Raw genomic sequence first — 25,472 nt, forward strand, 5'->3', positions numbered from 1 at the left:
TGGTCCGATGAAAGCCCTTGCTGTCGCCGGGAGAGGCAGGTTCTCCAGGTCGCAGAGGCAGGCCGACAGTCTCTCCCGGGCTGACAACGTTGTCTAGGCTCTATGCTCGACACCACACGTATGCGATACCGCGAGGTGGGCGCGTACGGGGGAAACAGCGTGCGCACCGAGCACTTGAGAACAGGACGGCATACGTGGCGGATACAGCCAGGGGGACCGAGAGCCGCTACGGCAACCGGCCCACCATGAAGGACGTGGCAGCGCGTGCGGGTGTCGGTCTGAAGACGGTCTCGCGGGTGGTCAACGGCGAGTCCGGTGTCACGCCCGACACCGAGCGGCGGGTCCAGGAGGCCATCGAGGCCCTCGGCTTCCGGCGCAACGACAGCGCGCGCGTGCTGCGCAAGGGCCGGACCGCCAGCATCGGTCTCGTCCTGGAGGATCTCGCCGACCCGTTCTACGGGCCGCTGAGCCGCGCCGTCGAGGAGGTCGCGCGGGCCCATGGCGCGCTGCTCATCAACGGGTCGAGCGCCGAGGACCCCGAGCGCGAGCAGGAGCTGGCGCTCGCGCTCTGCGCGCGGCGGGTCGACGGTCTGGTGGTGATCCCCGCCGGTGACGACCACCGCTATCTGGAGCCGGAGATCAAGGCCGGCGTCGCCACGGTGTTCGTGGACCGGCCCGCGGGCCGGATCGACGCGGACACGGTCCTCTCGGACAACTTCGGCGGCTCCCGCGACGGCGTCGCCCATCTGATCGCGCACGGCCACCGCCGTATCGGCTTCATCGGCGACCAGCCGCGCATCCACACCGCCGTGGAGCGTCTGCGCGGCTACCGCACGGCGATGGAGGACGCCGGTCTCCCGATCGACGAGGCGTGGGTGTCGCTGGGCTCGACCGAGGCGGACCGGGTGCGGACGGCGGCCGAGACGATGCTGACCGGCCCCGATCCGGTGACGGCCATATTCGCGGGCAACAACCGCGTGACGGTCACGGTCGTACGGGTTCTGGCGGGCCTGTCCCGTCCGGTCGCCCTCGTCGGGTTCGACGATTTCGAACTGGCCGATCTGCTGGATCCCGGCGTGACCGTCATCGCCCAGGACGCGGCGGCACTGGGCCGGACCGCCGCGGAACGCCTGTTCCGGCGCCTGGACGGCGGGCACGACGTACCCGAGCGGATCGAGCTGGCCACGCGCCTGATCGCCCGCGGCTCCGGGGAGCTGCCGCCGGCTTCCTAGCGCTGCGACCGCGCGGCCTCCCCGGATCGGATGAACGATTCAGGAGGCGGACGGTTCGATCTCCCCAGCAAAGACGATGACCTGGTCGATGAGGCTCCGCCGCAGACGGACGACGTCCGTTCCCGCCAGGCGGGGGCCTCCGTCCGGCGTGGTGAAGACCCACTGGTACCGGGCCCACTCGCCGGGCATGTCCACCGCCGAGCAGCGCACCATCGTGCCGGTCCCCGCCGGGTGGCGCCGGATGTCCAGCACGAACCGCTCGACCGCCGCGATCCCTTCGCTGCGGCCCAACGGCCCCCAGAACACCACGTCCGAGGTCAGGGCCTGGGACAGCAGGGCCGTCACATAGCTGTCGTCCGAGGCGTTGAACGCGGAGATGAACGTGTCGATCGCGGAGCGTGCAATCTCTTCCTGCATCCCCCAGTAATACCAGCCGTCAGGCGTGCGCCCGCGCCCGGACGGCACCGGCGGCGGTCACCCGCAGACGGGCAGCCCCGGCACGGGAGCGTCGTTGTCGCCACCCTCGATGTAGACGTCGCTGACCCAGACATTCGTATTGCCGCTGTCGTCGTCAGTCTTCGCCCACCACACGTTGGTCCACTCGCCGTAGGTCTCGCGGCGGCCCAAGTTGGACTGGCAGTAGAAGTAGTTGGTGCCGCCGTTGAGGACACCCGCCTCGGCGCCGGAGCGGGTGTAGGACTTCGCGGTGCGCCAGACCTTGCAGTTGTACTTGCCGCCGCCGATGTTCTGGCAGACAGGCGCCGGATCCGATCCGTCCCCGCCGGTCGTGGACCCGCCGGAGGAGCCACCGGACGTCCCGCCTCCGTCGCTGCCGCCCGAGTCCGAGCCGCCGGACGTCGAACCGCCCGTGTCGGAGCCGCCGTTGCCCGAGCCGCCCGTCGCGGCGCCGTCCCCGCCGACGGGGCGCGAGGGCTTCTCCGACGGCTCCGCGCCGTCCTTCGACGGCTTCGGCTTCGCGGACGCGTCCTTGTCCGGCTCGGCCTCGTCCGACGGAGATGCCTTGGCGTCGTCGGAGGGTTCGGCGGAATCCTCGGGAGTGCGCTGCGACGCGGAAGCCGAACCCGACGGCTTGTCCTTGTCGTTGAGCAGCAGATAGCCGCCCCCGGCGGCCGCGAAGACGGCGAGCGCGGCGGCGAGCACGAGGACGGTCCGTCCGCGACGGTTCGTCAAAGGAGCCGGAGCCGGTGCGGTCGTGGAGACGACCGGCTCGGGCTGCTGCCAGGCAGGCGGTCCGAACCCGGCTGCCGGCCCGAACCCGGCGGGCGCCGGACCCGGTTGGCTCACCTCGGTCGGGATCGGCGCCCCGGCCGCGGCCCCGCCCGGCGCAGGCCGCAACGGCGCCGTCGGCGAGTCGTCCGCCGCACCGTCCGCCACGGCCCGCAACAACTGCGCCGCGCCGTCCGCGTCCGGACGCGCCTGCGGGTCCTTCGCCATCAGCTGCTGCAGTACGGGGGTGAGCGGACCGGCCCGTACGGGCTCCGGCAGCGGCTCGACGACGATCGCCGTCAGCGTCGACCACGTGGACGTACGGCGGAACGGGACCGAGCCCTCGACCGCTCCGTACAGCGTCGCGCCGAGCGCCCAGATGTCGGAGGCGGGCCCGGGATCCTGGCCCTGGGCACGCTCGGGCGCCAAGTAGTCCAACGAGCCGACGAGTTCACCGCTGCGCGTGAGGTGCGTTGCGGAGCCGTCGCCCGGGTCCTCCATCGTGGCGATGCCGAAGTCCGTGAGCAGGACGCGCCCGTCGGCGGCGAGCAGGATGTTGCCGGGTTTCACGTCACGGTGCAGCACGCCCGCGCGGTGCGCGGCGGCCAGCGCCTCCGTGACCTTCGCGCCGATCCCGGCGGCCTCGCGCGGGGTGAGCGGCCCGCGCTCGCGCAGCACAGCGTCGAGCGACGGACCGTCGACCAGCTCCATGACGATCAGCGGCCGCCCGTCGGCCTCCGCCACGTCGTGCACGGCGACGACTCCGGGGTGGCGCACCCGCGCCGCGGCGCGGGCCTCGCGCTGCATCCGGACGCGCAGCGCGGACAGTTCGGGCGCCGCCGCGTCCGAATACGTCCGCAGCTCCTTGACGGCGACCTCGCGCCCGAGGACCTCGTCGTACGCGCGCCAGACGACACCCATGCCGCCGCGCCCGAGCTGTCCGACGATCCGGTACCGCCCCGCGAGCACCCGCCCTTCGCCTGTATTCTCTTCCGCCGAGTCCCCCGAAGACACCACTGCCCCGTCCGTCCGTCACGCATCAAGTCGTGTACAGACTACGGGGCAGCGGGGTGCGTTTCGGGCGCGGTGCGTTACTTCGCGGAGGCCGTCAGGTCGGCGCGGCGCGGGCCCGCGTACGTCTGCAGGCGGGCCAGGGTCAGGCCCGTGAGACGGGTGACCTCGCCGCTGTCCAGGGCGCCGCAGTCAAGACCGCGCAGGAGGTAGCCGGCGAGGGCCTTGGCGGTGGCGGGCTCGTCCATGACGGCGCCGTCCACGTGGTTGGCGTAGGCGGCGAGGCGCTTGGCGGCGGCCTCGAAGCCCTCGCGGTAGAAGGCGAAGACGGCCGCGTAGCGGGTCGGGATGTGGCGCGGGTGCATGTCCCAGCCCTGGTAGTACGCGCGGGCCAGGGCGCGGCGGGTCAGGCCGTAGTGCAGGCGCCAGGCCTCGTGGACCTGCTCGGTGGAACCGATGGGCAGCACGTTGGTGGAGCCGTCGGAGACGCGTACGCCGGTGCCCGCGGCGGCCACCTGCATGATGGCCTTCGCGTGGTCGGCGGCCGGGTGGTCGCTGGCCTGGTAGGCGGCGGAGACTCCGAGGCAGGCGCTGTAGTCGAAGGTGCCGTAGTGCAGACCGGTGGCCCGGCCCTCGGCGGCGTCGATCATCTTGGCGACGGTCGCGGTGCCGTCGGCGCCGAGGATGGACTGGCTGGTCTCGATCTGGATCTCGAAGCCGATACGGCCCGGGGTCAGGCCGCGGGTCTTCTCGAACTGCTCGACCAGGCGCACCATCGCGGTGACCTGCTCCGGGTAGGTGACCTTCGGCAGCGTGAGGACGAGACCCTCGGGCAGACCGCCGGCCTCCATCAGGCCCGTGAGGAAGACATCGAGGGTGCGGATGCCGCGGTCGCGGACCGGCGCCTCCATGCACTTCATCCGGATGCCCATGTACGGGGCGGCGGTGCCGTTCTTGTACGCGTCCACGATCAGCCGTGCGGCGCGCGCGGCGTCGGCATCCTCGTCCTTGCCCTTGTAGCCGTCCTCGAAGTCGACCCGCAGGTCCTCGATGGGCTCGCGCTCCAGCTTGGCGCGGACGCGGTCGTAGACGGGCGCGGCGAGCTCGTCGCTCAGACCGAGCACCTTGGCGAAGGTCTCGGCGTCCGGGGCGTGCTCGTCGAGCGAGGCCAGGGCCTGGTCGCCCCAGGACCGTATGGTGTCGGCCTGGAAGACCTCACCGGGTACGTAGACGGTGTGCACGGGCTGACGGGTGCCGGGGTCTCCCGGGTAGCGGCGCTCGAGCTCCGCGTCGACCGGGGCGAGGGAAGCGCTGATCTCCTCGCTGAACGTACCCGCGAGGCTCGTCGCCACCTGCTCTTGCTGACCCATTCCCGCACCCTCCGCTTTCCTCGTGTACCGCAGAACGTTTTCCGCTTCACGGAATCAACAATCCGTATAGCGAAGTTATCCGGGACCTTCCCGCTGGTCAACACCCACCCTCATCGTGAACGCCCCTCAAGGAGTCCGCGTGCCGAGCCTCGATGTCATGACGTTCAACCTGCGCCACGCCGGCAGCAGACCGCCGCACACCTGGGCGGAGCGCCGCACGGCCATGGCCGCGCTCCTGCGCGGTGCAGCTCCGGCCGTGATCGGCACCCAGGAGGGCCTCTACCAGCAACTGCGGGACATCGAGCAGGACCTCGGCGGACGCTACGCGTGGATCGGCACCGGACGCTCCGGCGGCAGCCGCGGCGAGTTCATGGCGGTCTTCTACGACACCGGGAGCCTCGCGCCGGTCGAGTACGAGCACTACTGGCTGTCCGACAGCCCGGACGTCATCGCGTCCAACACCTGGGGCGGCAGTTCGATCCGCATGGTGACGTGGGTTCGGCTGCGCGACCTGCGCACGAACGGCGAGTTCTACGTGATCAACACACACCTGGACGTGGACAGCGCCCTCGCCCGCACCCGGTCCGCGGCCCTCATCCTCCGGCGCACCAACACGCTCGACCCGTCCCTGCCGGTGATCCTGACCGGTGACTTCAACGTGCCGGCGCACGCCGATCCGGTGTACGACGTGTTCCGGTACGCGGGTCTCGTGGACACCTGGGACGCGGCGGAGCGGCGCGGCGAGCAGTACGCCACGTTCCACGGCTACGGGCCGCTGGAGCCGGGAGGCGACCGTATCGACTGGATCCTGACCTCGCCCGAGGTGCAGACCGTCTCCGCCGAGATCGACACCTTCTCCCTCGGCGACCGGTTCCCGAGCGACCATCTGCCCGTACGGGCTCGGCTCAGGCTCCCGTACACAGGCGAAAGCCCCCGGATCCGGTGAACGGTTCCGGGGGCCCTCACGGACGAGCTCAGCCCTTGCGGGTCTCGATCTCGGTGGTCAGCTGCGGGACGACCTCGAAGAGGTCGCCGACCACGCCGTAGTCGACCAGGTCGAAGATCGGGGCCTCGGCGTCCTTGTTGATCGCCACGATCGTCTTCGAGGTCTGCATACCGGCGCGGTGCTGGATCGCACCGGAGATGCCGGAGGCGATGTACAGCTGCGGCGAGACCGACTTGCCGGTCTGGCCGACCTGGTTGGAGTGCGGGTACCAGCCGGCGTCCACCGCGGCACGCGAGGCACCGACGGCCGCGCCGAGCGAGTCGGCGAGCTTCTCGATGATCGCGAAGTTCTCGGCGCCGTTGACGCCACGGCCGCCGGAGACCACGATCGCGGCCTCGGTCAGCTCGGGGCGGCCGGTCGACTCACGCGGGGTGCGCGAGACGACCTTGGTGCCGGTGGCGGCGGCCGAGAAGGAGACGGCGAGCGCCTCGACGGCGCCGGCGGCCGGGGCGGCCTCCACGGCGGCCGAGTTCGGCTTGACCGTGATGACCGGGGTGCCCTTGGAGACACGGGACTTGGTGGTGAAGGACGCGGCGAACGCGGACTGCGTCGCGACCGGACCCTCGTCGCCCGCCTCCAGGTCGACGGCGTCGGTGATGATGCCGGAGCCGATACGGACCGCGAGGCGGGCCGCGATCTCCTTGCCCTCGGCGGAGGACGGGACGAGCACGGCGACCGGGGAGACGGCCTCGTGCGCGGCCTGCAGCGCGTCCACCTTCGGCACGACCAGGTAGTCGGCGAACTCCGGGGCGTCCGCGGTCAGAACACGGGTCGCACCGTGCTCGGCGAGCGCGGCCGCGGTGTCGGCGGCACCGTTGCCGAGCGCCACGGCGACGGGCTCGCCGATGCGGCGGGCCAGCGTCAGCAGCTCCAGGGTGGGCTTGCGGACGGCACCGTCGACGTGGTCGACGTAGACGAGAACTTCAGCCATGGGACTTCTTCTCTCCTGCAAGTACGAAGCGTTCGGGGGCAGTTGGCTCTGCGCGAGCCCTAGATGAACTTCTGGCTCGCGAGGTACTCGGCCAGCTGCTTGCCGCCCTCGCCCTCGTCCTTGACGATCGTGCCGGCGGTGCGCGCCGGACGCTCGGCCGCGGAGTCGACCGCGGTCCAGGCACCCTCGAGACCGACCTCGTCGGCGTCGATCTCAAGGTCCTCCAGGTCCAGGGACTCGACCGGCTTCTTCTTGGCGGCCATGATCCCCTTGAAGGAGGGGTAACGGGCCTCGCCCGACTGGTCGGTGACCGACACCAGGGCGGGCAGCGAGGCCTCGAGCTGCTCGGAGGCGGTGTCGCCGTCACGGCGGCCCTTGACGGTGCCGTCCTCGACGGAGACCTCGGAGAGCAGCGTGACCTGCGGGACCTCCAGGCGCTCGGCCAGGATCGCCGGCAGCACACCCATGGTGCCGTCGGTCGAGGCCATACCGCAGATGACCAGGTCGTAGCCGGTCTTCTCGATGGCCTTGGCGAGCACCAGCGAGGTGCCCATCACGTCGGTGCCGTGCAGGTCGTCGTCCTCGACGTGGACGGCCTTGTCGGCACCCATCGACAGCGCCTTGCGCAGCGCGTCCTTGGCGTCCTCCGGACCCACGGTCAGCACGGTGATCTCCGCGTCGTCCGCTTCCTCGGCGATCTGCAGCGCCTGCTCGACCGCGTACTCGTCGAGCTCCGACAGCAGGCCGTCCACATCGTCGCGGTCGACGGTCAGGTCATCGGCGAAGTGCCGGTCGCCGGTGGCGTCGGGCACGTACTTCACACAGACAACGATCCTCAAGCTCACGCCGGCTCTCCTACTGCATCGTCTCGATCTGGGCTGGCTGCTGCCTCGTACCAGGCAGCATAGGCGCCTGGAGCGGCGGATCCCGGACGGGGCGGCCCGCGCTCCGCTCGGAATGTTACTAGTCAGTACACCTCGCGCTCACCCGCTGAGCAAGCGCTTGGACTGTGACCTTGCCAACGGATCGTATGACTTCGCCGCCTCAGTTCCCAGGCGCGCGCGGCGGAGGTTGGTCACACTCCGCACAGGGTTCGCCTCAGACCTCGCGCAACCCGTTGAACGCGCCCCCGTGGTAGAGCAGCGGGCTTCCCTCGCCGGCGGCGTCTCCGGCGACGGCCTCGGCCACGATCAGACGGTGGTCGCCCGCCGGGACGCGCGCGAGGATCCGGCAGCTCAGCCAGGCGAGCACGCCGTCGAGGACGGGGACGCCATAGGGGCCTTCGTGCCAGGCGGTGGGCGGCGCGAAGCGGTCGGCGCCGCTGCGGGCGAAGCGCCCGGCCAGCTCGCGCTGGTGCTCGCCGAGTATGTGTACGCCGATGTGCTCGGCCCGTTCGATGACGGGCCAGCTGGACGAGCCGGTGCCCACGACGAAGGAGACGAGGGGCGGCTCCGCGGCGGCGGAGGTGAGCGAGGTGGCGGTGAAGCCGACCGGCCGCTCGCCCTGCGCGGTGATCACCGCGACACCCGCGGCGTGCCGGCGGAACACCGAGCGCAACAGCTCCGGCGATCCGGGCTGCACGGGCGGACGGGCCCCGGTGGACTGCACCGGCACGGCGAACTCGAGCGACATGACCTCAGGCTTTCGATACGTGGCGGATGCAGTCAAGTCGCCCCGGACTTCTGGGAGAAGACTCACGCGCCGGCCCGTCACCCCTCATACTGCCGCCCCGAGCGCCGCGATCACATCGGCCTTGCGGGGCTGTCCACTGGCCCGCCGTACGACATGACCGGCGGCGTCGAGCACCAGGACCGTCGGTGTGCGGTCGATCTCCAACTGCCGCATCAGGGCCAGATGATCCTCGGCGTCGATCTCCACATGGCCGACGCCCGGCACCATCGCGGCGACCTCGGCCAGGACACGGCGGGTCGCGCGGCACGGCTGGCAGAACGCGCTGGAGAACTGCACGAGCGTGGCCCGCTCCCCCAGCGGCGCACCCAACTGCCCCGCCGTGAGCATGGTCCGGCCTGTGTCCACCGTGATCCTCCGCACCGGCGCCGCCCGGTGCGACACCCCTTCTCCTGCCGAGTGCAGCACCGTCGGAGCCTGGATGATTCCCGGCGGGATCGCAGGTCCTGCGGGTGTTTTGCCGGTGTACGACGAGAGTTCCGCTTGCGCACGTGATGAGAATCTCTCGCCACCGACGGTGTTCAGGGTGGCTAGACCGGTTCCCATGGGGCACGATCTCGCCAAGCCCTCAAACCTACGGGCGCGTAACTTCGAGCCGGGGAGACCCTTCCCAGGCCTACGGAAGGGTCTCCGACACCCATGGCAGAACTCGTCTACCGCCCGGTCATCGGAGCGGCGCTGACCATGTTCAAGGCGCTGGATCTGAAGATCGACCTCAAGGGCTCGGAGCACATTCCGTCCTCGGGCGGGGCCGTTCTGGTCAGCAACCACATCAGCTACATGGACTTCATCTTCGCCGGGCTCGCCGCCCGGCCGCAGAAGCGTCTGGTGCGGTTCATGGCGAAGGACTCGGTCTTCCGGCACAAGATCTCCGGGCCGCTGATGCGCGGCATGAAGCACATCCCGGTGGACCGCGCGCAGGGCGAGCAGGCCTACGCGCACGCCCTGGACTCGCTGCGCAAGGGCGAGGTCATCGGCGTGTTCCCGGAGGCCACGATCTCCACGTCGTTCACCCTCAAGACCTTCAAGTCGGGTGCCGCGCGCCTGGCGCAGGAGGCCGGGGTGCCACTGATCCCGGTGGCGCTGTGGGGCACACAGCGGCTGTGGACCAAGGGCAAGCCGCGCAACTTCAAGCGCTCGCACATCCCCGTGACGATCCGGGTCGGCGAGCCCCTGGAGGCACCGAAGGACCAGTACGCGGGTGCGATCACCCGGCGCCTCAAGGACCGGGTGCAGGAGCTGCTCGAAGCGGCTCAGCGCGCCTACCCCGTGCGCCCCAAGGGCAGCGACGACACCTGGTGGGTGCCCGCGCACCTCGGCGGCACGGCGCCTGAGCCCGCGAAGGCGCGCGAGGCCGAGGCCGGCTGAGCGGCTCAGAGGGTGAGCGCGTCCGGGAGGTTCTCCCACAGGTACGGGCGGTCGGGCGCGCTGCGCAGGATGTCGAGCACGGGTCCGGCCGGCGTGTCGAAGAGTCCGGGATAGTCGATCTCGCCGTTGGCCGGGTCCGGCACGAACGGCAGCCGCTCGCCGTCGAGTGAGAACCGGGCGTCGACGCCCGGCTTGTTCCCGCGGCAGTCCTGCCGGTGCCAGGCGCCGCGGAAGCGGACGGCGACCAGGCCGTGTACGCACCAGCCCGTCCCGGCGTCGTACGCAAGGCGCTGATAGCAGAACGCGGTCGGGATGTCCTCGGCGCGCAGCAGCGCCGCCAGGGCGTGGGCCTTCGCGTGGCAGATTCCGGTGCCCTGCTCCAGAACGTCCGAGGCCCGCCAGGTCACTCTCATGTCGCCGCTGTCCGCCGAGTGCGGAATCGTGTCGCGCACGAACTCGAAGGCCGCCCGGGCGTATGAGTATGAATCGGTGGCCTCACGCGCGAGACGCGCCGCGGTCTCACGGACGAGCGGATGGTGATGGTCGATGACCTCATCGGCCGCCAAGTACGCGGACAGGTCGGGGTTTTGCTGGATCAGCTGCATGGCACGCGAGCATAGGTAAGCGACCGACCGTAGGTCAATGATTTTACGGTCGATCGCATACCTATGCAGACTCGGACTTCAGGCGACTAGCGCGCCATCTCCTCCTTGAGCGCCGCCACGAAGGAGTCGACGTCGTCCTCCGTCGTGTCGAAGGCGCACATCCAGCGGACGTCGCCGGCGGCCTCGTCCCAGAAGTAGAAGCGGTAGCGCTCCATGAGCCGGCGGCTGACCTCGTGCGGCAGCCGCGCGAACACCGCGTTGGCCTGGACCTCGTGGAGGATCTCGACGCCGTGCACGGCACGGACGCCTTCGGCCAGGCGCTGGGCCATCTCGTTGGAGTGCCGTGCGTTGCGCAGCCAGAGGTCCTTGGCGAGCAGCGCCTCCAACTGCACGGACACGAAGCGCATCTTGGAGGCGAGCTGCATGGACAGCTTGCGCAGATGCTTCATGTGGCTGACGGCGTCCGGGTTGAGGACGACGACGGCCTCGCCGAAGAGCATGCCGTTCTTCGTGCCGCCGAAGGACAGGACATCGACGCCGGCACGCGAGGTGAACGTGCGCAGCGGGACGTCGAGCGCGGCGGCCGCGTTGGCGATCCGGGCGCCGTCGAGGTGGACCTTCATCCCGCGCGCGTGGGCATGGTCGCAGATCGCGCGGATCTCCTCGGGCGTGTAGAGCGTGCCCAGTTCGGTGTTCTGCGTGATCGAGACGACCTGCGGCATCGCCCGGTGCTCGTCGTCCCAGCCGTACGCCTGCTGGTCGATCAGCTCGGGAGTGAGCTTGCCGTCGGGCGTCGGGACCGTGAGCAGCTTCAGACCGCCGACCCGCTCGGGCGCCCCGCACTCGTCGACGTTGATGTGCGCGCTCTCGGCGCAGATCACCGCGCCCCAGCGGTCGGTCAGCGCCTGGAGGGCCGTGACGTTGGCGCCGGTGCCGTTGAACACCGGGAACGCCTCGGCGCTCGCCCCGAAGTGGGCGCGGATCAGCGTCTGCAGATGCGCGGTGTAGTCGTCCTCGCCGTAGGCGACCTGGTGGCCGCCGTTGGCGAGGGCGAGGGCCGCGAGGATCTCGGGGTGCGCCCCCGCGTAGTTGTCGCTCGCGAAACCGCGTATCTCAGGGTCGTGGTGGCGCTTGGCGTCCGTTCTCGGTGGGTTCGTCGGGGTCACGGCTGCTCGGTCAGCCACAGGCGCGTTCCGTTCACTTCCGGGGCGGGCCGCTCCCAGACTCCGGCGATGGCCTCGGCCAGCTCCTTGACGTCCGTGAAGCCCGCGAACTTCGCGTTCGGGCGCTCGGCGCGCATCGCGTCGTGCACCAACGCCTTCACGATCAGGATGACAGCCGCGGCTGACGGGCCCTGCTCGCCCCCGGCCTTGCGGAAGGCGTCTCCGAGCGCCAGCGTCCACGCCTCGGCGGCCGCCTTGGCCGCGGCATACGCCGCGTTGCCTGCGGTGGGCTTGCTCGCGCCGGCGGCGCTGATCAGCAGATAGCGGCCGATCGGGCTGCGCAGCAGTCCGTCGTGGAAGGCGAGCGAGGTGTGCTGGACGGTGCGGATCAGGAGCTTGTCGAGGAACGCCCAGTCGTCGAGGTCCGTCTCCATGAACGACGCGCTGCCGCGCCAGCCGCCCACGAGATGCACCAGGCCGTCGATCCGGCCGAATTCCTTCTCGGTCCGGTCGGCCCACTGCCGGGTGGCGTCGAGATCGAGGAGATCGACGGTGTCGCCGGTGACCGTGGCGCCGCCGTGCGCATAGCGCGCGGCATCCACCGCCTCGGCCAGACGCGCGGCATCCGCGTCCGCGGCGATCACGGTCGCGCCCGCCTCGGCCAGACGCAACAAGGTGGCGCGTCCTGCCGGTCCGGCGGCTCCCGCGACGGCGATCACAGCGCCGCCCAGAGTTCCGTTGCCGTTCATGGCCTTCACCTCCGCACGCGGATGGCTCACGCGGCCACCTGCTCGGCGCTCGTGGCGGTGATCCCCTTGGTCGAGGCGATCACGGACTTCAGCTTCTTGGAAAGCGCCTCATAGAACATGCTCAGCGGAAACTCGTCCGGAAGCACCTCGTCGACGAGCTTGCGCGGCGGGAGGCTGGTGTCCAGTGCGTCGGGACCCTTGGCCCAGCGGGAGCCCGGGTGCGGCGACAGATAGCGCGAGACCAGCTCGTACGCGGCGAACCAGTGGACCAGCTTCGGGCGGTCGATCCCGGCCCGGTAGAGGTCCTCGATCTCGGTGCACAGCTGGTTGGTGAGCTCGGGGGCGCGCTGCCAGTCGATGTGCAGCTTGTTGTCCGTCCAGCGGATCACGTCGTGCTGGTGCAGGTACGCGAAGAGCAGCTGGCCGCCGAGCCCGTCGTAGTTGCGGACGCGCTCACCGGTGACCGGGAAGCGGAACATCCGGTCGAAGAGCACCGCGAACTGCACGTCACGTGCCTGCGGGACGCCCTCGGCCTCCAGCTTCACGGCCTCCTTGAAGGCGGTGAGGTCGCAGCGCAGCTCCTCCAGGCCGTACATCCAGAACGGCTGGCGCTGCTTGATCATGAAGGGGTCGAACGGCAGGTCGCCGTGGCTGTGGGTGCGGTCGTGGACCATGTCCCACAGGACGAAGGCCTCCTGGCAGCGGTCCTGGTCGCCGATCATCTCCTGGATGTCCGCGGGCAGTTCGAGCCCGAGGAGACCCACGGCGGCGTCGGTGACACGGCGGAAGCGGGCGGCCTCGCGGTCGCAGAAGATGCCGCCCCAGCTGAAGCGCTCGGGGGCCTCGCGCACGGCGATGGTCTCCGGGAACAGGACCGCGGAGTTGGTGTCGTACCCCGCCGTGAAGTCCTCGAAGGTGATGCCGCAGAACAGCGGATTGTCGTAGCGCGTGCGCTCCAGCTCGGCGAGCCAGTCGGGCCAGACCATCTTGAGGACGACGGCCTCGAAGTTGCGGTCCGGGTTCCCGTTCTGCGTGTACATCGGGAAGAGCACGAGGTGCTGCAGACCGTCGGCGCGGTGGGCGGCGGGCTGGAAGGCGAGCAGCGAGTCCAGGAAGTCCGGGACCTCGCAGCCGTCCGCGACCCAGCGGCGCAGGTCGGCGGTGAGCGCCATCAGGTACGCGGCGTCGTGCGGCAGCAGCGGAGCCAACTGCTCCACGGCCGCGACGACCCGCTCCACCTGGGCGCCGACCTCGTCCTTGGAGGGCGCGCCCTCTGCGGTGAAGTCGACGGAGCCGTCGGCGGACTGCCAGACCCTCAGCGTCTCGACCGCATCCTTGAGCATGGGCCAGGCCGGGTGGTCCACCACCCGGTCCGCGGGAGCTTCGACTCCCCCGATTGCGTCCTGCACAAGAATTTCCGTCATGCCACTTCCTCCACGGGAGAACCTCGCGTAAAGACACCGTATGCATGCGAGGTTCTCCACCACAAGAGGGGCTGCCGGAAATTATCCTGCCGCTCCCCCATGGTCACCGGAATTCTTCCGGTCGGACACCGTGGCGGCGATCGCTTCGGTCACGCCCGCCAGAGCGGTACGGGCGTCGTCCAGGTGCTCGGCGAGGCCGAAGAATCCGTGGAACATCCGGGGGAAGTGGGACCGCGCGACCGGGACGCCCGCCTCGTCGAGTGCCCGGGCATAGGCCTCGCCCTCGTCCGCCAGCGGGTCGCAGCCCGCGGTGACGACATGCGCCGGCGCCAGGCCCGCGAGCTCGCCCCGCAGCGGCGAGACCCGCGGGTCGGCGGGGTCGCTGCCGGGCGCCACGTACTGCCGGGTGAACCAGTGCATGGACGCCGCGGTGAGGAAGTAGCCGGTCGCGTAGCGGTCGTACGAGGCCCACGGACGCGAGACGTCGGTGATCGGGTAGATCAGCGCCTGCAGCGCGAGCGGCAGACCCCTGTCACGAGCGGCATGCGCGGTCACGGCTGCGATGTTGCCGCCCGCGCTGTCGCCGCACACGACCAGCGCCTCCGGGTCGCCGCCGAGCTCGGCCACGTGCTCCGTGGCCCAGGCGAAGGCCGCGGACGCGTCGTCCACCGCCGCCGGGAAGGGGTGCTCCGGGGCGAGCCGGTAGTCCACCGAGACCACGGCCGCGCCCGCGCCCCGGCACAGGGCGCGCGCGGTGGCGTCGTGGGAGTCGAGGTCGCAGATGGTCCAGCCGCCGCCATGGAAGAAGACCACGGTGGGGCGCGGGCCGGTGACCTCGCGCGGATCGGGCAGGTAGATGCGTACAGGAAGGTCCGGTGCGCCCTCGGGGCCAGGGATCGTACGGTTCTCGACCGAGCCGACCTCCAGGGGCGGCACGTCCGGCTTGGGGTTGGCGGCGAGCAGGCGGCGCGCCTCGGCGGCGTCCGTCACCTCTCGGCCCAGCGGCGGTACGGAGGCCGTCATCAGGTCCGCGAAGAAGCGGGCCTCGGGGCTGAGCCCGTCGGGTCCGACAACCTGGCGGTGCGGGTCGGGGGTGGTCCGCTCCGGGGCGGCCGTGGCCGTCGTCTCGGGGTCCGCGCTCATCGGCTCTCCTCCTGGCGCTGCTCGTCGCGCGACGACGCGCGCTGCTCGTTGCGGAAGTGCGGGATGACCTTCTCGCCCCACTGCCGGATGGTCTCCATGCAGGCCTCCTGCGGCACCGTGCCCATCTGGATCAGGCACATGATCTCGTCGGCACCCGCGTCACGGAGCCGCTCGACGTAGGCGATGGCGTCGTCGGCGGTGCCGTACGCGTGGTCCGCGTTGAACGTGGCGGTGGCGGTGGGGCGGACCGGGATGTTGTGCTCGTGCAGCCGGGCCACGACCTGCTCGGCGGCCTCGCGCATCGCCGCGGCCTCGTCGGCGCCTTCGACCACGGCCTCATCCGGGATGCCCGCCCCTCCGTACCAGTGACCTATGGACTGGGCGAAGAACCGCTGGCCACGGATGCCGATGCGCTGCGCCGCCGCCCGGTCGTCGAGAACGATCGTCGGACACAGTACGGAGAAATGATCGTTGACGACAGAGGAGACGAAGCGCGAACGGTCGCGGCCGCCGACCGCCGCGTCGTAGGCCTCGCGCATCTCCTTGATGGACTCGGGTCCGGCGAAGCCCATCACCAGCGCCCCGATGCCGAGCTCGGCGGCCTGGCGCAGGGTGTCGGCGCGGCTGCACGCGAGGAACAGCGGCGGATGCGGGGTCTGCTGCGGGCGCGGCAGGATCGGGTGCGGGTCGATGTCGATCAGCTCGCCGTGATACTCGAGCTCGTCCTTCTCCCAGGCCTTGCCGATGATGCGCAGGGCCTCCTCGACCTCCTGCGTCGTACGGTCCTTGTCGACGCCGCACAGTGACGTCTCCTGCTGGGTGCCGCCGCGTCCCGCCCCGAGGTCGAGCCGGCCGCCGGAGAGCAGGTCGAGCATCGCGGCGCGTTCGGCGACGCGTGCGGGGTGGTTGAAGTTGAAGGGCATGCACACCACGCCGTGGCCGATCCGGATGGTGCTGGTGCGGGCGGCGACCCAGGTCAGGAAGATCTCCGGGGCGCTCATGTGCGCGTACCACTTGAGGGAGTGGTGCTCGACGGCCCAGATCCGGTCGAAGCCCATCTCCTCCGCGTAGACCGCCTGCTCCACGCAGTCGCGGATGACCTGGTGCTCGCGCTCCACGGTCGGGTCGGCCAGCTGGGCCTCGAAGATCACGGAGAACTTCACGGTTCCTCCTGGGAGTTGGGCCCCACGCGTGGGACCCGGCCATGTATGCCTAATAGCTATATGACTAGCCGTCAGGTCTCGAAGTGGCAAGGGATGCGACACGGGGATTGCATCCGCGCAGCCGCCCCTCTTGAATGCGCGCATGGCTGATCACCACTCCACCGGCGCGGACCCCGCCCTGCCGCCGACCGCATGGGCCGTGCTCGGCCTGCTCTCCTTCCCCGGCGAGCGGACCGGATACGAGCTGAAGAAGTGGGCGGACGCCTCGCTGCGGTTCTTCTACTGGTCCCCCGCGATCAGCCAGATCTACGCCGAACTCCGGCGCCTCGAATCGCTCGGATACGTGACCTCGCGGCGCTCCGGCGCGGAGGAGCCGCGGACCAAGCGCACCTACGCCATCACCGACGCGGGACGCGCCGCCCTCGCCGACTGGGCGGGCTCGGCGCAGGACGCGGGCGCAACGGTGCTCAAGCATCCGTTGCTGCTGCGGGTCTGGCTCGGGCACCTCACCTCGCCCGCGCATCTGCGCGAGCTCGTCGTCGAGCACATCACACGCACCAAGGGCGAGTTGAAGGAAGTGCTCGACGCCGGGGCACGCGCCGAGGGCGTCGAGGCCTGGGCGCACCCGCAGATCGCACTCCGCTGGACCGAGCGGCGGCTGCGGTCGGAGCTGGAGCTGGCCGAGGCAATGCTGGCGGATCTGGACGAGCTGCCCTCGTAGCCGGGCGGCACGCCGTGCCCGGGGTGCGGCGTCGCAGGCCGACCGCACGCCGCAATCGCGCCGCGCGTCAAAGCCCGGAGGAATCGCCCACCCACGGGTGACACGGATTCGCGGCGCGGGGCCGCGCGGCGTTAGGACAGGGAGGCACTGTCCCGTCGTCCCCGGAGCGCCCGAACCGTGAGTACCCGTGCCGTTCTTGTCGCCGCCGTGATCACCGGACTCATCCTGGGCATCGCCGGAGCCAGAGCGGACGCCTCCGTTTCGCCCCGCACGTCCGGGTTCATCTCCGGAGCGGCCCGTTAGGCTGCGGGCTGCCGCGCGGGGCACGGGACTGCGTCCGCGCGGAGCGCCTCAAACAGCTCCGGACTGCTTCAGAGCCGCCGTCGACGGAAGCGAGTGAACCTTGAACTTCGTCACCATCGGTCATCGCGGAATCATGGGTGTGGAACCCGAGAACACACTCCGCTCGTTCATCGCCGCGCAGCGCGCGGGGCTCGACATCATCGAGCTGGACCTGCATCTGAGCAAGGACGGCGCACTGGTCGTCATGCACGACGCCGACGTGGACCGCACCACGGACGGCACGGGCCCGATCGCCGAGCGGACCCTCGCCGAACTGCGCGCGCTCGATGCGGGCAAGGGCGAGCGGATCCCGGTGTTCGAGGAGGTCCTCGACGCCGTACGGGCGCCGCTGCAGGCCGAGATCAAGGATGTCGCGGCCGCCCGCGCCCTCGCCGAGGTGATGCTGCGGCGCGATCTCGTCGGACGCGTCGAGGTGCTCTCGTTCCACGACGAGGCACTCGCAGAGATCGCCAAACTTGTGCCGGGGGTTCGGACCGCCCTGGTCGCCAGCCGCTACGGCACCGATGTCGTGGAGCGCGCGGTGGCCGTCGGCGCAAAGGCGCTCGTGCTCAACATCCGGCGGCTCACGCTGGAGACGGTGGAGCTGGCCCGCAAGGCGGATCTGCGGGTGATCGGCTGGGTGGTCAACACCCAGGACCAACTGCGTCTGGTGCGCGCCCTGGAACTGGACGGCGCGACCACCGACTACCCGGAGATCAAGCGCACGGGCCGCTTCACGGCCTGATCCTCACGGCCTGACGTTCTACGGCCTGAGATCTCAAGGCCCGAAGGTCTTCACCAGGAGCTCGAACTCCAGGTCCGGGCGGCGCGGCACCCCGAAGCGCTCGTCACCGTACGGGAACGGCGTGAACTTGCCCGTACGCCGGTAGCCGCGCCGCTCGTACCAGGCGATCAGGTCCTCGCGCTGCACGATCACCGTCATGTGCATCGCGCGGACGCCCCACTCCTCGCGTGCGAAGCGCTCGGCCTCCGCGAGGACGGCCTTGCCGAGACCCGCGCCCTGCAGTCCTGGCCGCACCGAGAACATCCCGAAGTACGCCGCGTCACCGCGGTTCTCCAGCTGGCAGCAGGCCACGAGTCCGTCCGCGTCCCGCACGGTGACGAGCCGGCTGTCGGCGCGGTCGATGACCTCGCGCACCCCTTCGGGATCGGTGCGCTGCCCGTCGAGCAGATCCGCCTCGGTGGTCCAGCCGCTGCGGCTGGAGTCCCCGCGGTACGCGGACTCGACCAGCTCGACCAGGGCGTCGACGTCGGCGTGGGTGGCGTCGCGGAAGACGAGGTCGCCGGGGGTGGGGCGGGTACTCAAGGGGGCGCGCCTTTCAGCTGGGGCCGTTGGGGCAGGGCCCGAGGGTATCCCGCGGGTGGGTAAGCGGACGGTGTGGGCGGTCAGAACGTCCAGTCGTCCGGCAGCTCGTCGGTCGGGATCGTGAAGGTGGCCAGGAAGTACTCCGCCTGCGCGCAGTTGATGTTCTCGCCGCCCGTCAGCTGCGCCGAGACCTTGCGGCCTTCCACCTCCAGGCGGGCGCCGGTCTCCTGGCACCCGCCGAGGACGAAGGCGAGCCCGGTCTCGCCCTCCTCCGGCTGGGCGGCGAGCGCCTTGCGGGCCTCGGGCAGCGCACCGGCCTCACCGGCCTCGAGCGCCTCGTACACCTGGTCCGACCGGCCCTTGGGACCGAGCTCCGTGGCCTGGAGATCCTGGTCCAACCGGCCGCCGAGCGGCCCGAGTTCGACGAACGCCGTACGCGTACCGGGGCCGTCGTCGCCGCCCGAGCCGAGCAGTCCGCAGCCGGTCAGGGCCAGGGCGAGGAGGGCGGCGGGCAGGGTACGGAGCAGTCGGCGCATGTCCGATGGACGTCCCCGACCGCGGGGCCGGTTCCCCACACGCACCGCGACGCACACGACCCACCCAGAAGGACCGCACCTTGGTCTACACCAATCAAGCGGATCCCAGTATTCTCACCGTGGCCCACTGCATCCATCCCCCACACCCGCACCGTGCGCATCCCCACTCGCGCACCGTGCCGCCCCCAGGAGGATCACGGTGAAGTTTCGCACCAGAACCTCGGCAGTCCTCGGCTCCCTCGCGCTCGGCGCTGCCTTAGCCCTCCCGACCACCCTGTCCGCGTCCGCGTCCGCCTCCGCCGAAGAGTCGGCGGCGCCCCGCAGGGCGGCCGAGGTGGCGCTCGAGAAGGTGGCCACCGCGCAGAACCCGATCGCGGGCGCCGCCGGCCCCGGCGGAACCCTGTGGATCGCCGAACGCGCCGGCACCGTACGCGTGTTGAACGGGAGCGCCCTCGGCGCGCCCGTGCTCGACATCACCGCCGAGACCACCACCGACGGTGAGCGCGGCCTGCTCGGCATCGCGTTCTCCCCCGGTTTCAAGCACTTCTACATCTCGTACACGGATCTCCAAGGCACCAGCACCATCGACGAGTTCGCCGTGAAGCGCGGGAAGATCCTTCCGGACACGCGTCGGACCGTCCTCACACAGGAGCAGCCCTACTCCAACCACAACGGCGGCGACATCAAGTTCGGCCCGGACGGCTATCTCTACATCGCGTTCGGCGACGGCGGCGCGGGCGGTGATCCGCACGGCAACGGACAGAAGCTCGACACACTGCTCGGCAAGCTCCTGCGGATCGACCCGCGCGGCGGCACACCGTACGCGATCCCCGAGGACAACCCGTTCGTCGCCGACCCGGCCGCGAAGGACGAGATCTGGGCGTACGGCCTGCGCAACCCCTGGCGGTTCTCCTTCGACGCGGCAAAGGGCGATCTGCTCATCGGCGACGTCGGCCAGAGCGACTGGGAGGAGATCGACTGGGCGCCCGCGAGCAGTGAGGGCGGCGAGAACTACGGCTGGTCGCAGATGGAGGGCACGCACCCGTTCCGCGGCGGCACCGAGCCCGCGAACCATGTGCCGCCGGTGTACGAGTACGACCGCACCGGCCTCGGCTGCTCGGTGACCGGCGGCTTCGTCTACCGGGGCAAGGCGATTCCGGCGCTGCGCGGCCAGTACGTGTACAGCGACTACTGCGACGGGACACTGCGCTCCCTGACGATGCGCAACGGCAAGGTCACGGGCGTGAACGACCTCAAGGTCAGCGGTGGCGAGGTCATCTCGTTCGCACAGGGTCCCGGCCGCGAACTGTATGTGCTCGCGCAGGGCGGCAGCGTGTTCCGGGTCGAGGCCGCCTGAGATCTTCGGCGGCTGCCTGAGCCGGTGGCCGTGTACGTCGCCGCTCCGTCAGGGGCGACGTACACGGCCACCTCCAGGGCGGCTACTGCTCTTCGGTGAGCAGGTCTTCCAGACGGGTCAGGAAGACGGCCTGGGCCTTCACGAGCTTCGTCGCGGCAGCCTCCGGTGGCCACCACGCGACGCGGTCGAGTTCGGGGAACTCCTTGATCTCGCCCGAACCCTGCGGCCATTCCATGGTGAAGGTGCCGGGGGTGACCGCGTCCGGGTCGAGGTCCGCGCGGACCGCCCAGGCCGTCACCGTCTTGCCGCCGGACTGCCGGATCTCGCCGAGCGGCAGATACGGTCCCACCGGCGGCGGGAGGCCGAGCTCCTCCTCGAACTCCCGGCGCGCGGCGTCCATCGGCGCCTCCTCCGGCGGGTACTCGCCTTTCGGCAGGGACCAGGCTCCCGCGTCGCGTCGCGCCCAGAACGGTCCGCCCATATGACCGAGGAGCACCTCGATGCCGTCGGCGGACTCACGGAACAGCAGCAGACCCGCACTGCGCTTGCCGGTCACGAGCGGCCCGCCTTCTCCGCGCCGGTGACGTTCTCCTCGATCCACCGCACGCCGGACTCCGTCAGCTCCCGCGCGTCGAACAGATGGCTCTCCGCCGCGCCCACCCGTCCCTGCGATCCGCCTCCCGCGGCCACGAACTCCCGCCCGATGACCTCGAAGGCGTCCACCGTGCCGCCGACGACCGGCGTGTAGTCGTACGCGCCTTCGGAGGAGTCGATGTCGTGGAAGCGCCGCCACACACGCTCGCCCGCCTCCAGGAGAGGCTGCTCGTAGTCGACGAAGCGCTTGCCCGGCGCGTCCGAGAGCGCCTCCGCGTGGTGCAGCAGGGTCAGACTGTCGAGCGGGGCGCCCAACAGCAGGACCTTGCCGCCGAGTTGGACCAGGCGCGCCAGTGGGCTGTCAGGTCCATGGGGGTCGTCCCACGGGTGGTCGTCCATCAGGCGGTGCGCCGCGGCGCCGAGGGCGGCGAAGCTCGCGTCGGGGTGGCGGCTGCGCACCGCGCCCGGCGTACGGCGCAGCGCTTCGGGCAGCCGCCCGTAGGAGTGGTCGGCCTCGGAGCGGCCGGCGTCGAAGGCGGGGTGTTCGGCGCGGATCGCGTCCTGCCACTCCCGCGGCCAGCTCGTCCATTCGTACGGCGGGGCGTCGTTCCAGCCGCAGGTCACCATCAACGTGCCCTGGTCACCGACCACTTGGCGCAAGGCATCGATGACGGTCTGCGAACCGCCGGTGACGTACCCGAGGGCGGAGAGCCGCGTATGGAACATGACGACGTCACCCGCACGCAGACCGAGAGCGCTCAGGTCGCGTACGAGGCGGCTGCGGGTGACCGGTCCTTCGGAGAGCTTCAGGAGCGCGAGTTCGTCCACGGGTCCAACGTAGCCGCCGGCCGGCGCGGCAGCTCAGTCGTACGCGTCCGTGAGGCAGTCCGTGCGGCAGGCGCCCGCCTCGAAACGTTCCCGCAGTGCCGCGGCCGCCTCGGCGCGGGGTACGACGTCGTGGCCGAAGTGGGCGGTCATGACGCGGATGACGTCGTCGACGCGGATGATGGCCGGTTCGTCGGGCGCCGCCTGCCGGCGGGCCGCCGCTATCGCCAGATCGGCGGCTCTGCGCAGCTCACGGCGGACGACACGGTCCTGCGCCTCGCGGGCCCGCCCGGGCGCGAACGGCCGCCGGACGCGGCCGCGCCAGAGCAGTCCGCACAGGATGAGCGCCACACCGGCCGCCACCACCAGCACGCCGAACGGTTCCGTCACCACCGCTCCCCCACCGCCGTCCCCCCGATGCAGTGGCCCGCAGGGCTCCCCCACTGCGCTCCCCTGTGTACACCCGTGCGCCGCGTACGACCCCCATATGACGGGCATCGAACCTCAGGACACCGTCGAACTGGGAGGTGCCCGTGCACGGACCGGCGTCGGCAGGCTGGCTGCTCGTCGCGCTCTGCGCGGCCATGGGGGCGTACTGCCTGCTGCGGATGCGCAGTTCGCTGGACGCGCAGCGCGCAGGCGCGGGCGGTGAGGCGGTGATGGGCTTCGGGATGGCGCTGATGGCGGTCCCGGCCGCGGTCCTCAGCCCACCCCTCGCGCTGTGGTGGGTGTATGTCGCGGTGTTCGGCGCGGCAGGTGCGTACGAGGTCGTACGGGCACGCCGGTCCGCCCACCATCTGCACCATCTCGTCGGGGCGCTCGCGATGGTCTACATGGCGCTGGCCATGGCCTCCGGCGGCGGGCACCACGGTGCGGCGGGTGTGCCGCTCCTGACGGGGGCGCTGCTCGTGTACTACGCGGCGTACGTGCTGCGGTCGGGGCTGCGGCTGATGCCCGCGGCTTCGGCGGGGACGGTCGCCGCGGGCGGGGGTGCCGTCGTCGCGCACGGCTGGGGTGACCGGGCGGAGCTGGCGGGCGCGTGCCGGCTGTCGATGGGCATCGCCATGTTCGCGATGCTGCTGACGATGTGAGGGCGGTTCCGCGCGGTACTGCGACGCGCGACGGGTGCACGACGGGCCTTGACCGGGTCCACAACGGACCTTTCCGGCATCCGGCGCCGTGGCGTCCGTCACTTGACGGTGCGGGCCGTACCACCCGGTAGCCGACCCTCCTAGGCTGGTGCCCATGATGGTCCCCGTCGCCCTGCTGCTGCTCGGCGCCCTGACCGCCGTCCTGGCTCCCCGCCTGCTCGCCCGCGCCAAGTGGCCCGAACGTGAGCCGGTGGTGGCGCTGTGGATCTGGCAGTGCGTGATCGCCGCCGTGCTGCTGTGCTGCCTCCTGTCGATGCTCCTGAGCGCCGCCGGCGCCTGGCATCAGGTACGCGGCCGGGTCTTCGCCCCCGCGCCGCACGGGGTCGTCGAGGCCTACGCGCTCGGCGCGGGCGGACCGTGGGCAGCGGGCGTCGCCGTGATCCTCGCGTGCGGCGGTCTGTGGACCGGCGCGATGCTGGCGGGCGAGGTGCTGCGCGCCCGGGCGCGGCGCCGCGCGGCCCGCACGGAGCTGCGCCGGCGCGCACCGCTGCTGCCGGGCGAGGAGCCGGGCAGCGACCGTCTCGTCGTGATCGAGGGCGAGCGCCCCGACGCGTGGTGGCTGCCGGGCAGCGCACCCCAACTCGCCATCACCACCGCCGCGTTGCGCCGCCTCAAGGGCCGTCAGCTCGATGCCGTGCTCGCCCATGAGCAGGGCCACGCGGCGGCGCGCCACGACTGGCTGCTGCACTGTTCGTCGGCGCTGGCGAACGGGTTTCCGCAGGTGCCGGTGTTCGCGGCGTTCCGCGACGAGATGCACCGCCTGGTCGAACTGGCCGCCGACGATGTCGCCTCGCGCCGCTACGGCCGGCTGACGATCGCGCTCGCGCTCGTCGAACTCAACGAGGACCGCGGCGTGTTCGGCCCGTGCCCGACCGCGCACGCCCAGGTCCCGCAGCGCGTGAACCGCCTGCTCGCCGCCAAGCCGCGCCTCACACCGGGCCGTCGGCTGCGCCTGACGGCGGCCGGCGCGCTGGTGCCGGTGGTTCCGCTGCTCGTGGCCTTCGTGCCGGGACTCAGCGCGCTGGGCTAGCCGTGGCCCGTCCGCTCGGCAAAGATCGGCCCATGTCGCCTCGCACCAGTCGCCTCGCCCGGCCCGCCGTCCTCGCAGGTGTGCTCGGGGTGCCGATGGCCGCCCTGCTCGCCCTGGTCGTGGCCGCCTGGCCGCCGCTGCACACCTTCGACACCCGCCTCGCGCGCACCACGCACGGCTGGGCGCAGTCGTTCGACTCGGTGACCGCGTTCAACCGCGTGCTGTCCGACTGGGTCTGGGACCCGTGGACGCTGCGGGCGCTGTGCGCCGCGGTGACGGTCTGGCTGTGGGTGCGGGGCGCGCGACGGCTCGCGGTGCTGCTCGCGGTGACCTGCACGATCGGCACGCTCGCCCAGCAGACGCTCAAGGCGCTCGTCGACAAGGACCGGCCCGTGTGGCAGCAGCCGCTCGACAGCGCGAATTACGCGGCGTTCCCGTCGGGGCACGCGATGACCGCCACCGTCGCGTGCGGGCTGCTCCTGTGGCTGATGCGGCGGTACGGGGTCGGGGGCGCCGCGTGGGGAACGGCCGTGGCGCTCGCGGCGGTGTCCGTGGTCGGGGTGGGCCTCACCCGGATCTGGCTGGGCGTGCACTGGCCCAGCGACGTGGTGGGCGGCTGGCTGCTCGGCGCGCTGACGGTGGTGGTGGCCGTGGGGGCGTATCAGCGGGCGGAGGCGCGCGTGACGGCGACGGTGCCCGGCACGGGCGGTGCTTGACCGCGGCGGCGGCCGCGGCCGAGGATCGCGTACATGACGATCAAGGGTGTGCTCTTCGACTTCTCCGGGACCCTGCTGCGCATCGAGGGCACCGACTCCTGGCTGCGGGCGGTCCTGGACGAGACGGGGACCACGCTCGACGAGGCCGAATTCCGGCGCTGCGCCGATGAGTTGGACTACGTGGGCGCCATCCCCGGCGGTTCGCCGACACCCCGCGTACCCGAACACCTCGGCGCCGTGTGGGCCGTACGCGACGAGAGCATGGAGAACCACCGGGCCGCGTACACCGGTCTCTCCGGTGTGGTGACGCTGCCGTCGCAGGACCTGCACGGCGCGCTCTACGACCGGCACATGACACCCGCCGCGTGGGGGCCCTACCCCGACACGGAGCAGGTGCTGCGAGGGCTGCGCGAGCGCGGCATCCGGGTCGGGGTCGTGAGCAATATCGGCTGGGATCTGCGGCCCGTGTTCCGCGAGCACGGCCTCGATCCGTACATCGACGCATATGTCCTGTCGTTCGAGCACGGCATCCAGAAGCCCGATCCGCGGCTCTTCGCCGTGGCGTTGGAGCGGCTCGGGGTGGCGCCGCAGGACGCGCTGATGGTCGGTGACGACCGGCGCGCGGACGGCGGCGCGGCCGAACTCGGCTGCGCGGTGCACTTCGTGGACCATCTGCCCGCGGCCGAGCGGCCCGGACAGCTGCTGCCCGTGCTCGCTCTGGTGGACGGCGCGGCGGGCTGATCCGTCCCGCTGCGGCCCTGATCCCGCACACCTCTTTGGCCCCGGCGGGCG

The 25,472-nt window shown here is 71.2% G+C and carries 29 protein-coding genes; 11 read left to right on the plus strand and 18 right to left on the minus strand.

The features are described 5' to 3' along the window. Positions 1 to 245 precede the first annotated feature (245 nt). Positions 246 to 1,232: a LacI family DNA-binding transcriptional regulator gene (locus ACIBI4_RS01360; RefSeq protein ID WP_399201989.1), complete on the plus strand. Its 987-nt coding sequence runs from the start codon at positions 246 to 248 to the stop codon at positions 1,230 to 1,232. 39 nt (positions 1,233 to 1,271) lie between these two features. Here ACIBI4_RS01360 and ACIBI4_RS01365 read toward each other — a convergent pair whose 3' ends face one another. The 3 genes from ACIBI4_RS01365 to ACIBI4_RS01375 all read right to left on the minus strand — a co-directional run bounded on the left by ACIBI4_RS01365 (position 1,272) and on the right by ACIBI4_RS01375 (position 4,840). Beyond that, positions 1,272 to 1,649 carry a nuclear transport factor 2 family protein gene (locus ACIBI4_RS01365; RefSeq protein WP_399201451.1) on the minus strand — a complete coding sequence of 126 codons (378 nt, stop codon included), beginning with the start codon at positions 1,647 to 1,649 and terminating at the stop codon, positions 1,272 to 1,274. Positions 1,650 to 1,706: 57 nt separating this feature from the next. Further along, positions 1,707 to 3,473, minus strand: a complete 1,767-nt coding sequence (locus ACIBI4_RS01370; RefSeq protein ID WP_399201452.1) for a protein kinase — start codon at positions 3,471 to 3,473, stop codon at positions 1,707 to 1,709. Positions 3,474 to 3,550: 77 nt separating this feature from the next. Further along, entirely contained in the window at positions 3,551 to 4,840 is a 1,290-nt protein-coding gene (locus ACIBI4_RS01375) for a DUF6986 family protein (protein ID WP_399201453.1), read from the minus strand. A gap of 157 nt (positions 4,841 to 4,997) precedes the next feature. Here ACIBI4_RS01375 and ACIBI4_RS01380 point away from each other — a divergent pair, with 157 nt between their 5' ends. Further along, on the plus strand, positions 4,998 to 5,786 hold the full coding sequence (locus ACIBI4_RS01380) for an endonuclease/exonuclease/phosphatase family protein (protein ID WP_399201990.1): 789 nt from the start codon (positions 4,998 to 5,000) through the stop codon (positions 5,784 to 5,786). 28 nt (positions 5,787 to 5,814) lie between these two features. Here ACIBI4_RS01380 and ACIBI4_RS01385 read toward each other — a convergent pair whose 3' ends face one another. The 4 genes from ACIBI4_RS01385 to ACIBI4_RS01400 all read right to left on the minus strand — a co-directional run bounded on the left by ACIBI4_RS01385 (position 5,815) and on the right by ACIBI4_RS01400 (position 8,796). Then, positions 5,815 to 6,777 carry an electron transfer flavoprotein subunit alpha/FixB family protein gene (locus ACIBI4_RS01385; protein WP_399201454.1) on the minus strand — a complete coding sequence of 321 codons (963 nt, stop codon included), beginning with the start codon at positions 6,775 to 6,777 and terminating at the stop codon, positions 5,815 to 5,817. Positions 6,778 to 6,836: 59 nt separating this feature from the next. Next, the gene (locus tag ACIBI4_RS01390; protein ID WP_399201455.1) at positions 6,837 to 7,622 is read right to left on the minus strand and encodes an electron transfer flavoprotein subunit beta/FixA family protein; all 786 of its coding nucleotides are present in this window, start codon (positions 7,620 to 7,622) and stop codon (positions 6,837 to 6,839) included. 253 nt (positions 7,623 to 7,875) lie between these two features. Continuing rightward, positions 7,876 to 8,409 carry a flavin reductase family protein gene (locus ACIBI4_RS01395; protein ID WP_399201456.1) on the minus strand — a complete coding sequence of 178 codons (534 nt, stop codon included), beginning with the start codon at positions 8,407 to 8,409 and terminating at the stop codon, positions 7,876 to 7,878. Positions 8,410 to 8,493: 84 nt separating this feature from the next. Then, positions 8,494 to 8,796, minus strand: a complete 303-nt coding sequence (locus ACIBI4_RS01400; protein ID WP_399201991.1) for a thioredoxin family protein — start codon at positions 8,794 to 8,796, stop codon at positions 8,494 to 8,496. A gap of 309 nt (positions 8,797 to 9,105) precedes the next feature. On the opposite strand from ACIBI4_RS01400, the gene ACIBI4_RS01405 reads away from it, so the two are divergent. Beyond that, positions 9,106 to 9,834 carry a lysophospholipid acyltransferase family protein gene (locus ACIBI4_RS01405; protein ID WP_399201457.1) on the plus strand — a complete coding sequence of 243 codons (729 nt, stop codon included), beginning with the start codon at positions 9,106 to 9,108 and terminating at the stop codon, positions 9,832 to 9,834. 5 nt (positions 9,835 to 9,839) lie between these two features. On the opposite strand, the gene ACIBI4_RS01410 is transcribed toward ACIBI4_RS01405, so the two are convergent. From ACIBI4_RS01410 to ACIBI4_RS01435, 6 genes are all read right to left on the minus strand, one after another. Then, complete coding sequence (locus ACIBI4_RS01410) at positions 9,840 to 10,439, minus strand: transglutaminase domain-containing protein (RefSeq protein WP_399201458.1); 600 nt, start codon at positions 10,437 to 10,439, stop codon at positions 9,840 to 9,842. An 86-nt stretch (positions 10,440 to 10,525) separates the two neighbouring features. Then, complete coding sequence (locus ACIBI4_RS01415; protein ID WP_399201992.1) at positions 10,526 to 11,605, minus strand: threonine aldolase family protein; 1,080 nt, start codon at positions 11,603 to 11,605, stop codon at positions 10,526 to 10,528. Further along, entirely contained in the window at positions 11,602 to 12,351 is a 750-nt protein-coding gene (locus ACIBI4_RS01420) for an SDR family NAD(P)-dependent oxidoreductase (protein WP_399201993.1), read from the minus strand. Before ACIBI4_RS01420 ends, ACIBI4_RS01415 begins: the two co-directional genes overlap by 4 nt. Positions 12,352 to 12,377: 26 nt before the next feature. After that, positions 12,378 to 13,775: a DUF6421 family protein gene (locus ACIBI4_RS01425; protein ID WP_399201459.1), complete on the minus strand. Its 1,398-nt coding sequence runs from the start codon at positions 13,773 to 13,775 to the stop codon at positions 12,378 to 12,380. An 81-nt stretch (positions 13,776 to 13,856) separates the two neighbouring features. Further along, a complete protein-coding gene (locus ACIBI4_RS01430; RefSeq protein WP_399201460.1) occupies positions 13,857 to 14,918 on the minus strand; it encodes an alpha/beta hydrolase fold domain-containing protein in 1,062 nt (353 codons plus the stop codon). Next, a complete protein-coding gene (locus ACIBI4_RS01435; protein ID WP_399201461.1) occupies positions 14,915 to 16,081 on the minus strand; it encodes an LLM class flavin-dependent oxidoreductase in 1,167 nt (388 codons plus the stop codon). Before ACIBI4_RS01435 ends, ACIBI4_RS01430 begins: the two co-directional genes overlap by 4 nt. 142 nt (positions 16,082 to 16,223) lie before the next feature. On the opposite strand from ACIBI4_RS01435, the gene ACIBI4_RS01440 reads away from it, so the two are divergent. From ACIBI4_RS01440 to ACIBI4_RS01450, 3 genes are all read left to right on the plus strand, one after another. Then, positions 16,224 to 16,802 (plus strand): helix-turn-helix transcriptional regulator, encoded by a 579-nt coding sequence (locus ACIBI4_RS01440; RefSeq protein WP_399201462.1) that lies wholly within the window; start codon positions 16,224 to 16,226, stop codon positions 16,800 to 16,802. A gap of 177 nt (positions 16,803 to 16,979) precedes the next feature. Then, positions 16,980 to 17,105 carry a hypothetical protein gene (locus ACIBI4_RS01445; protein WP_399201463.1) on the plus strand — a complete coding sequence of 42 codons (126 nt, stop codon included), beginning with the start codon at positions 16,980 to 16,982 and terminating at the stop codon, positions 17,103 to 17,105. 100 nt (positions 17,106 to 17,205) lie between these two features. Continuing rightward, positions 17,206 to 17,889, plus strand: coding sequence for a glycerophosphodiester phosphodiesterase (locus ACIBI4_RS01450; RefSeq protein ID WP_399201464.1), 684 nt, complete (start codon positions 17,206 to 17,208; stop codon positions 17,887 to 17,889). 33 nt (positions 17,890 to 17,922) lie between these two features. On the opposite strand, the gene ACIBI4_RS01455 is transcribed toward ACIBI4_RS01450, so the two are convergent. Further along, on the minus strand, positions 17,923 to 18,471 hold the full coding sequence (locus ACIBI4_RS01455; RefSeq protein ID WP_399201465.1) for a GNAT family N-acetyltransferase: 549 nt from the start codon (positions 18,469 to 18,471) through the stop codon (positions 17,923 to 17,925). Positions 18,472 to 18,551: 80 nt separating this feature from the next. Next, positions 18,552 to 19,007, minus strand: a complete 456-nt coding sequence (locus ACIBI4_RS01460) for a hypothetical protein (protein ID WP_399201466.1) — start codon at positions 19,005 to 19,007, stop codon at positions 18,552 to 18,554. 199 nt (positions 19,008 to 19,206) lie between these two features. Between ACIBI4_RS01460 and ACIBI4_RS01465 the strand changes: the two genes are divergently transcribed. After that, positions 19,207 to 20,364 (plus strand): PQQ-dependent sugar dehydrogenase, encoded by a 1,158-nt coding sequence (locus tag ACIBI4_RS01465; protein WP_399201467.1) that lies wholly within the window; start codon positions 19,207 to 19,209, stop codon positions 20,362 to 20,364. Positions 20,365 to 20,446: 82 nt separating this feature from the next. Here the strand turns inward: ACIBI4_RS01465 and ACIBI4_RS01470 are convergent, their stop codons facing one another. The 3 genes from ACIBI4_RS01470 to ACIBI4_RS01480 are packed head-to-tail and all read right to left on the minus strand — an operon-like array spanning position 20,447 to position 22,173. Further along, entirely contained in the window at positions 20,447 to 20,920 is a 474-nt protein-coding gene (locus tag ACIBI4_RS01470) for an NUDIX domain-containing protein (RefSeq protein ID WP_399201468.1), read from the minus strand. Then, entirely contained in the window at positions 20,917 to 21,786 is an 870-nt protein-coding gene (aac(3), locus tag ACIBI4_RS01475) for an aminoglycoside 3-N-acetyltransferase (RefSeq protein ID WP_399201469.1), read from the minus strand. The genes ACIBI4_RS01470 and aac(3) overlap by 4 nt, the downstream gene beginning before the upstream one ends. A 33-nt stretch (positions 21,787 to 21,819) precedes the next feature. After that, positions 21,820 to 22,173: a hypothetical protein gene (locus tag ACIBI4_RS01480; RefSeq protein WP_399201470.1), complete on the minus strand. Its 354-nt coding sequence runs from the start codon at positions 22,171 to 22,173 to the stop codon at positions 21,820 to 21,822. Between the two features lie 143 nt (positions 22,174 to 22,316). On the opposite strand from ACIBI4_RS01480, the gene ACIBI4_RS01485 reads away from it, so the two are divergent. The 4 genes from ACIBI4_RS01485 (at position 22,317) to ACIBI4_RS01500 (ending at position 25,421) form a co-directional block, all read left to right on the plus strand. Then, positions 22,317 to 22,874: a DUF5134 domain-containing protein gene (locus ACIBI4_RS01485; RefSeq protein ID WP_399201471.1), complete on the plus strand. Its 558-nt coding sequence runs from the start codon at positions 22,317 to 22,319 to the stop codon at positions 22,872 to 22,874. Positions 22,875 to 23,028: 154 nt separating this feature from the next. Then, positions 23,029 to 23,964, plus strand: a complete 936-nt coding sequence (locus ACIBI4_RS01490) for a M56 family metallopeptidase (protein WP_399201472.1) — start codon at positions 23,029 to 23,031, stop codon at positions 23,962 to 23,964. Between the two features lie 32 nt (positions 23,965 to 23,996). Next, positions 23,997 to 24,680 carry a phosphatase PAP2 family protein gene (locus ACIBI4_RS01495; protein WP_399201473.1) on the plus strand — a complete coding sequence of 228 codons (684 nt, stop codon included), beginning with the start codon at positions 23,997 to 23,999 and terminating at the stop codon, positions 24,678 to 24,680. Positions 24,681 to 24,713: 33 nt separating this feature from the next. Next, positions 24,714 to 25,421 (plus strand): HAD family hydrolase, encoded by a 708-nt coding sequence (locus tag ACIBI4_RS01500; protein ID WP_399201474.1) that lies wholly within the window; start codon positions 24,714 to 24,716, stop codon positions 25,419 to 25,421. Positions 25,422 to 25,472: the final 51 nt, after the last annotated feature.

It is taken from the genome of Streptomyces sp. NPDC050418 (genome assembly GCF_044458745.1).
Taxonomy (GTDB): Bacteria; Actinomycetota; Actinomycetes; order Streptomycetales; family Streptomycetaceae; genus Streptomyces.

Excerpts from the sequence above, each read along its gene's own strand:
- ACIBI4_RS01360 (WP_399201989.1), top strand. The coding sequence starts at position 246 with ATGAAGGACGTGGCAGCGCGTGCGGGTGTCGGTCTGAAGACGGTCTCG.
- ACIBI4_RS01365 (WP_399201451.1), bottom strand. The coding sequence starts at position 1,649 with ATGCAGGAAGAGATTGCACGCTCCGCGATCGACACGTTCATCTCCGCG.
- ACIBI4_RS01375 (WP_399201453.1), bottom strand. The coding sequence starts at position 4,840 with ATGGGTCAGCAAGAGCAGGTGGCGACGAGCCTCGCGGGTACGTTCAGC.
- ACIBI4_RS01380 (WP_399201990.1), top strand. The coding sequence starts at position 4,998 with ATGACGTTCAACCTGCGCCACGCCGGCAGCAGACCGCCGCACACCTGG.
- ACIBI4_RS01385 (WP_399201454.1), bottom strand. The coding sequence starts at position 6,777 with ATGGCTGAAGTTCTCGTCTACGTCGACCACGTCGACGGTGCCGTCCGC.
- ACIBI4_RS01395 (WP_399201456.1), bottom strand. The coding sequence starts at position 8,409 with ATGTCGCTCGAGTTCGCCGTGCCGGTGCAGTCCACCGGGGCCCGTCCG.
- ACIBI4_RS01400 (WP_399201991.1), bottom strand. The coding sequence starts at position 8,796 with ATGCTCACGGCGGGGCAGTTGGGTGCGCCGCTGGGGGAGCGGGCCACG.
- ACIBI4_RS01405 (WP_399201457.1), top strand. The coding sequence starts at position 9,106 with ATGGCAGAACTCGTCTACCGCCCGGTCATCGGAGCGGCGCTGACCATG.
- ACIBI4_RS01410 (WP_399201458.1), bottom strand. The coding sequence starts at position 10,439 with ATGCAGCTGATCCAGCAAAACCCCGACCTGTCCGCGTACTTGGCGGCC.
- ACIBI4_RS01420 (WP_399201993.1), bottom strand. The coding sequence starts at position 12,351 with ATGAACGGCAACGGAACTCTGGGCGGCGCTGTGATCGCCGTCGCGGGA.
- ACIBI4_RS01425 (WP_399201459.1), bottom strand. The coding sequence starts at position 13,775 with ATGACGGAAATTCTTGTGCAGGACGCAATCGGGGGAGTCGAAGCTCCC.
- ACIBI4_RS01430 (WP_399201460.1), bottom strand. The coding sequence starts at position 14,918 with ATGAGCGCGGACCCCGAGACGACGGCCACGGCCGCCCCGGAGCGGACC.
- ACIBI4_RS01440 (WP_399201462.1), top strand. The coding sequence starts at position 16,224 with ATGGCTGATCACCACTCCACCGGCGCGGACCCCGCCCTGCCGCCGACC.
- ACIBI4_RS01460 (WP_399201466.1), bottom strand. The coding sequence starts at position 19,007 with ATGCGCCGACTGCTCCGTACCCTGCCCGCCGCCCTCCTCGCCCTGGCC.
- ACIBI4_RS01490 (WP_399201472.1), top strand. The coding sequence starts at position 23,029 with ATGATGGTCCCCGTCGCCCTGCTGCTGCTCGGCGCCCTGACCGCCGTC.
- ACIBI4_RS01495 (WP_399201473.1), top strand. The coding sequence starts at position 23,997 with ATGTCGCCTCGCACCAGTCGCCTCGCCCGGCCCGCCGTCCTCGCAGGT.
- ACIBI4_RS01500 (WP_399201474.1), top strand. The coding sequence starts at position 24,714 with ATGACGATCAAGGGTGTGCTCTTCGACTTCTCCGGGACCCTGCTGCGC.